Source organism: Candidatus Thiopontia autotrophica, assembly GCA_014384675.1.
Classification (GTDB): domain Bacteria; phylum Pseudomonadota; class Gammaproteobacteria.
This window is the reverse complement of record JACNFK010000002.1, coordinates 1-5,437: the sequence shown is the minus strand read 5'-3', so window position 1 is coordinate 5,437 and position 5,437 is coordinate 1. Positions and strand designations below refer to the sequence as shown.

Below are 5,437 nucleotides of genomic sequence, written 5' to 3'. Positions count from 1 at the left end.
TAAATGGCGTCCCCAAGGGGTTTCGAACCCCTGTTGCCGGGATGAAAACCCGGTGTCCTAGGCCTCTAGACGATGGGGACATAGAACTTTATAAATGTTATTTGGTGGAGCTAGGCGGGATCGAACCGCCGACCCCCTGCATGCCATGCAGGTGCTCTCCCAGCTGAGCTATAGCCCCAAACAGCGAGGCGCAACTTTACGGATTTGACCGTTTTCTGTCAAGCAGTTTGTGCCGCTACACGCTGCTGAATATACTCCAGCGCCATATCAATCCTTGCAAGAACACGCTCACGCCCAATCAACTCAAGTGTAATATCAATTGGCGGGGAAATTGCGGTGCCAGTTGCCGCCACCCGCAGGGGCTGCGCCACCTTGCCAAGCTTAAGATCAAGAATTTCTGCGGTCTCTTTCACAATCTCGTGGATAGGCTCCGCATCCCAGATCTCCAGCTCTGACAGCATGCCACGAATTCTCTCAAGTGGCTCGGCTGCTGCTGCCTTAAGATTCTTCTTTGCAGCCTTCTGGTCAAACTCATCAAAATCAAGATAGAAACAGCGACTATTCTCTGCCATCTCCACCAGGGTTTTTGCCCGCTCTTGCTGCGCCTCTACAACCTTCACAAGCTCTGGACCACTGTTCGCAGGGTCTATATCAAGCCGCCCAAGATGCCATCTAAGGTGTCTGGCTATGTGATCTGATGAACTGTTTTTTATATAGTGTTGGTTCAGCCAGAGCAGTTTCTCCGGGTTAAAGGTAGAGGCAGAGTTGTTAACATCAGTAACATCAAAAAGCTCCACCATCTCATCTATGGAGAATACCTCCTGATCACCGTGCGACCACCCTAGTCGAACCAGATAGTTTAGCAGTGCCTCAGGCAGATAACCGTCATCCCGGTACTGCAGCACACTGACTGCGCCATGACGTTTTGATAGACGGCTTCCGTCCGAACCAAGAATCATGGGCAGGTGAGCATATTTGGGAGTCTCTGCCCCAAGCGCCTTTAGAATATTGATCTGGCGCGGCGTATTGTTTAGATGGTCATCCCCGCGCACGATATGAGTAAGCCCCATATCAAGATCATCTACCACCACTGTTAGATTGTAGGTTGGAGTTCCATCAGAGCGGGCGATAATAAGATCATCCAGCTCACTGTTCTGAAACACCACCTTACCACGCACCATATCATCGACAACCACTACACCATCAGTTGGATTCTTGAAACGTACAACCGGATCCACCCCGTCACGAGGCTCACTGCGACTACGGCAAAGGCCGGTATAGCGGGGCTTCTCCTTCCGTGCCCGCTGTCCCTCACGCATCTCATCCAGCTCTTCGCGACTGCAGTAGCAATAGTAGGCGTGTCCATCGTCCAGCAACTGTTGAATAATCTCTCTGTAACGGTCAAAACGGTGAGTCTGATAGAAAGGCCCCTGGTCATAGGCAAGCCCCAACCATGCCATCCCCCTCAGAATCGCATCAACCGACTCTTCCGTGGAGCGCTCCCTGTCAGTATCCTCTATACGGAGAATAAAATTCCCCCCATGACGACGGGCATAGAGCCAGGAAAATAGTGCAGTTCTGGCTCCTCCAACGTGGAGATAACCGGTTGGGCTTGGAGCAAATCTTGTTGTTAACTTCATTATTATGATTAATCTATCTGAAACAGGGTGTACCACCCTATGGAAAGCCGCACAGTATATACTATTACCCCATGAACAGAAAAATTGCTGTTGTTGAGGATGATCCTGATCAACGCGAAAATTATACAGATGCCTTGCGCAACCAGGGTTATGAGGTTGTAGCATATGCAACCAAGAACGAGGCTCTGCGTGGACTCAACACCAATCCCCCAGATCTGGCCATTCTCGATGTAATGTTGGGAGAGGACCACGATGCAGGTTTTGAGATCTGCAACTCACTTCAAAAGACTCACCCAACCGTTCCAGTCATTTTTCTTACGGCACGAGATAGCGAGATAGATCGTGTCGAGGGTCTTCGTATGGAGGCCTGGGACTATCTGATCAAGCCCATCACCCTCGACTACCTTATTGTGCGTGTCTCCTCACTATTCCGGATTGAGGAGAGACTTACTCACACCACAACCCAGAATGATCCAGGCAACGTAGTTAGTGGTGACCTGACTCTTAATGAGAACTCAATGTCAGTTCACTGGAAGGGAAAACCAATCGAACTGACCCTTACTGAGTTCTGGCTGGTTGAGGCCCTGGCAGAATCTCCTGGTGATGCCTTTAGTTATGAAGCCCTAATGCCGGTCACAAGACAGACTATTGTTGAGAAAAACACCATCAATGGACATATCCGCAGAATCCGCATCAAATTCAAGCGTGCTGATCCGGAGTTCAACTGCATTCGCAACGTCTTTGGAGTTGGATACCGTTGGGACTGCTGAAGAAGATCAAGGGAGAGCTGTATCAATGGGGAGGGATCCGTAACAAGCTGATCCTTGCCATTCTTCTGTTCTTCACTATCCCGATTATGGGATACAAGATGTTGACCGAGATGAAACAGTTTATGCAACAGGGGCAGGAAAACGCTCTCTCCATGGCGTCCCAGGCGGTAGCAACTGTTCTTCACAATAACCCTGAGCTATTCAAACCAGAAACCGGCATCCCCCATGATCTTAGCAGTGACAGAGATCTCTACGTACATGAGATTGATGAGATTCCAAACCTCGACCGCCCAGGCTTCAAAGAGTGGGAGCCAATCCTTTATCGTGCCATTGAGTATGGCGAAACCCATATTCTGCAGGGTGGGCATCAGTACCAAAGCACTGATCTCTCCTTCAGTCGTGTGCTGGCGTTAACTCCGGATAAACGCAACATCTACGCACTATTCCAGGTTACTGACAACACTGTGCTGTTCCGTAAAAGAAAAGGGCTACGGGTAGACAGTGGAGATCACCTGCGCATCTACCTGCAGAGAGGCAACCGTCCTGCACAAAACTATCTGGTAACTGCATATAAACCAGGCCTCATGAGCATCTATCAGATGGATGAACAGTGGGAAAAACCAATCACTGGCAAACATGAACGGATATTTGCCGCATCCATGTACCCTGCCAGTAACGGATATAGTATTGAGCTAAAACTCCCAAAGAGGTTAATCAACGAAAACACAACTCTCTCTTTCTCCATTATCGATATCGATGACCCTGATGAGCGTACCCTGAATATGGAGATTGGCACCTTCAGAGAGTGGACTGAGGCCTACACCAATCGTGTATTTCTGCCTGCACCATCAATGGAGCGGATGATAAACGCCATTGATCTGCCAGATGCCCGCTTCTCCATAACCGATGAGCATCGCCGTATTGTGGCAACAACCGGTAGCCTGATTACCACAGTTAGCCGCAGTGATGAGCGCAACCCAATAACAGCACCTCTGTTTGATCTGGTTTTTGGCTCCCCAATTCAAAATGTAGAAGAGCCTATACGGGATACCAGAGAGTTCTCCTGGAATGCAATTGATCGTGCCCTGGAGACAGGAAAGGAGCAACGTTTTACCCGCCCCTCTTACGATGGGCTGGCTGACATCATCACAATTGCCTATCCAATACATGGTGAAGATGGGGAGCTTGGGGTGGTGGTTGCTGAACAGAGCAATCTGCGCATCCTCTCGGAACTAAGGGTAACTCTGGAAAATGTAATTGGCTCCACCCTTCTGGTCATCCTGTTGGCTTCTCTTATTCTTATAACAATTGCAACCAGACTGACCCTGCGACTACATAAACTTAGAACAGAGACCGCAAACTCAATTGATGATAGTGGACGTATCGTTACTGAATCCATCCAGACTGAAAATGATTCAATTGATGAGCTGGGCGATCTGTCACGCAGCATCTCATCGATGCTTACACGACTATCCAGATATACAAAATATCTGGAGCGAATGCCGCGTATGCTCAAACATGAGATCCTCAACCCGCTCAATATAGTCTCAACCTCTCTGGAAAATCTTGAAAGAGAGATCCCGGAGACCGAACATAGCATTAAGTATCTTAAAAAAACCCGACGTGGAATCGGTAGGCTGGGATCCATTGTGCAGAGTCTGGCAGAGGCATCTAGCCTTGAAGACGCACTAACCCCTGGGACCGAAGAGCAGTTTGATCTCAATGAACTGCTTAACGAGTACCTTGATAACTACCAAAACACCCATCCCCTGCAATATTTCAGGGTTCAGCTACCGGATCAACCAATCCCGTTTGTCGGCTGGCCATATGCCATCGAACAGATGCTGGATAACCTGCTAAACAATGCTGTTGACTACAGTGATCCAGGGAAACCGATCGACATCATGGTAAGCATGAATGGAGATGCTGATATAGACAATATTCAGATCTCTATTCTGAATGAGGGGGCTGCGATCCCTACAGAGATCAGAGATACCCTGTTTGAGTCCATGGTCACCTCCCGCAAGGAGAGCAACCCAGACCAGCCACACCTTGGATTGGGGTTATATATAGTCAGGCTGGTTGCTGACCACCATAACGGCACAGTAATTTACAAGAATCGTGAGGACGTAGAGGGCAGCACCTTCACAGTCACCATCAACCTGTAGCCAATCCCCCATCCTGTTGCCTGACATACTCCAGCTCGGCAATGACCTGCGCCCCCAGTAACAGAATAATACCTGCCATCTCCAGACTGAAGAGGGCAATGATTGCTGTTGCCAGAGAACCATATACCGCATCGGCAAAACTGATGGTAGAGAAGTAGTAGACCAGCAGATGGCGCATCCCCTCCCATAACAGGGTAGCTACCGCACCACCAATCAAGACAGGCCGTAGCGAGATTCTGCCAACCGGCATCACCCAGTAGATGGAAGAGAACATCAGCCAGACCCCCACTAGCCCCATCCAGTAGAGACCGGACTGTGCAAGCCACTGCAGTGATATGGTCCACTGCAGTAGCGAAAACTCCATACTCTCAACAGACTGCAACACCCCAGCCAGCAGCGTCAACATCAACAGACCCACCCCCAGCGCCACAATATAGAGATAGGGGATCACCGCAGAGAGCAGAAAGTGGCGGCGGTGAATCTCCACCCGATGGAAGAAGATCACCGACATCGCATTCTCCAGCGCAGTAAAGGCAAGTGAGCTGGCAAACAGCAGGATCACACCACCAACCCAGCCGATAACCTCGCGATGAGATAAAAATGATGCCAGCTGCGCAGTTATGAGTTCCGCCTGCCAAGGGACAATCATCCGCAACTCTGCATCCACCACAGCAAGTAACTCAGCCTCTGGGACCAATGCAGAGAGCACCACCAGCAACAGCGCAACCAGCGGGATCAGAGAAAATAGCGTGTAATAGGCGATCGCCCCAGAGAGCAGAATCCCCTGATTATGTCGAAACCGTGTCAGCACACGACTGACAAACTTAAAAAACTCTACCGGGCTCAGTAACTCCATACA

Annotated in this window: 4 protein-coding genes and 2 tRNA genes; 2 read left to right on the top strand and 4 right to left on the bottom strand. The window is 49.7% G+C overall.

What is annotated here, in order from left to right:
* Positions 1-4: 4 nt before the first annotated feature.
* The 3 genes from H8D24_00055 to gltX all read right to left on the bottom strand — a co-directional run bounded on the left by H8D24_00055 (position 5) and on the right by gltX (position 1,640).
* A tRNA-Glu gene (locus H8D24_00055) sits at positions 5-80 on the bottom strand.
* Positions 81-102: 22 nt separating this feature from the next.
* A tRNA-Ala gene (locus tag H8D24_00050) sits at positions 103-178 on the bottom strand.
* A gap of 40 nt (positions 179-218) precedes the next feature.
* The gene (gene gltX, locus H8D24_00045) at positions 219-1,640 is read right to left on the bottom strand and encodes a glutamate--tRNA ligase (protein ID MBC8518786.1); all 1,422 of its coding nucleotides are present in this window, start codon (positions 1,638-1,640) and stop codon (positions 219-221) included.
* A gap of 71 nt (positions 1,641-1,711) precedes the next feature.
* Here gltX and H8D24_00040 point away from each other — a divergent pair, with 71 nt between their 5' ends.
* Both H8D24_00040 and H8D24_00035 read left to right on the top strand, forming a co-directional pair.
* Entirely contained in the window at positions 1,712-2,410 is a 699-nt protein-coding gene (locus H8D24_00040) for a response regulator (protein ID MBC8518785.1), read from the top strand.
* A complete protein-coding gene (locus tag H8D24_00035; GenBank protein ID MBC8518784.1) occupies positions 2,398-4,578 on the top strand; it encodes a hypothetical protein in 2,181 nt (726 codons plus the stop codon). The genes H8D24_00040 and H8D24_00035 overlap by 13 nt, the downstream gene beginning before the upstream one ends.
* Here H8D24_00035 and H8D24_00030 read toward each other — a convergent pair.
* Entirely contained in the window at positions 4,568-5,434 is an 867-nt protein-coding gene (locus H8D24_00030) for a YihY/virulence factor BrkB family protein (protein ID MBC8518783.1), read from the bottom strand. The two genes, H8D24_00035 and H8D24_00030, sit on opposite strands and share 11 nt — an antisense overlap.
* Positions 5,435-5,437: the final 3 nt, after the last annotated feature.

Coding starts and splice junctions, on each gene's coding strand:
- gltX (MBC8518786.1), bottom strand. CDS start 1,640: ATGAAGTTAACAACAAGATTTGCTCCAAGCCCAACCGGTTATCTCCAC.
- H8D24_00040 (MBC8518785.1), top strand. CDS start 1,712: ATGAACAGAAAAATTGCTGTTGTTGAGGATGATCCTGATCAACGCGAA.
- H8D24_00030 (MBC8518783.1), bottom strand. CDS start 5,434: ATGGAGTTACTGAGCCCGGTAGAGTTTTTTAAGTTTGTCAGTCGTGTG.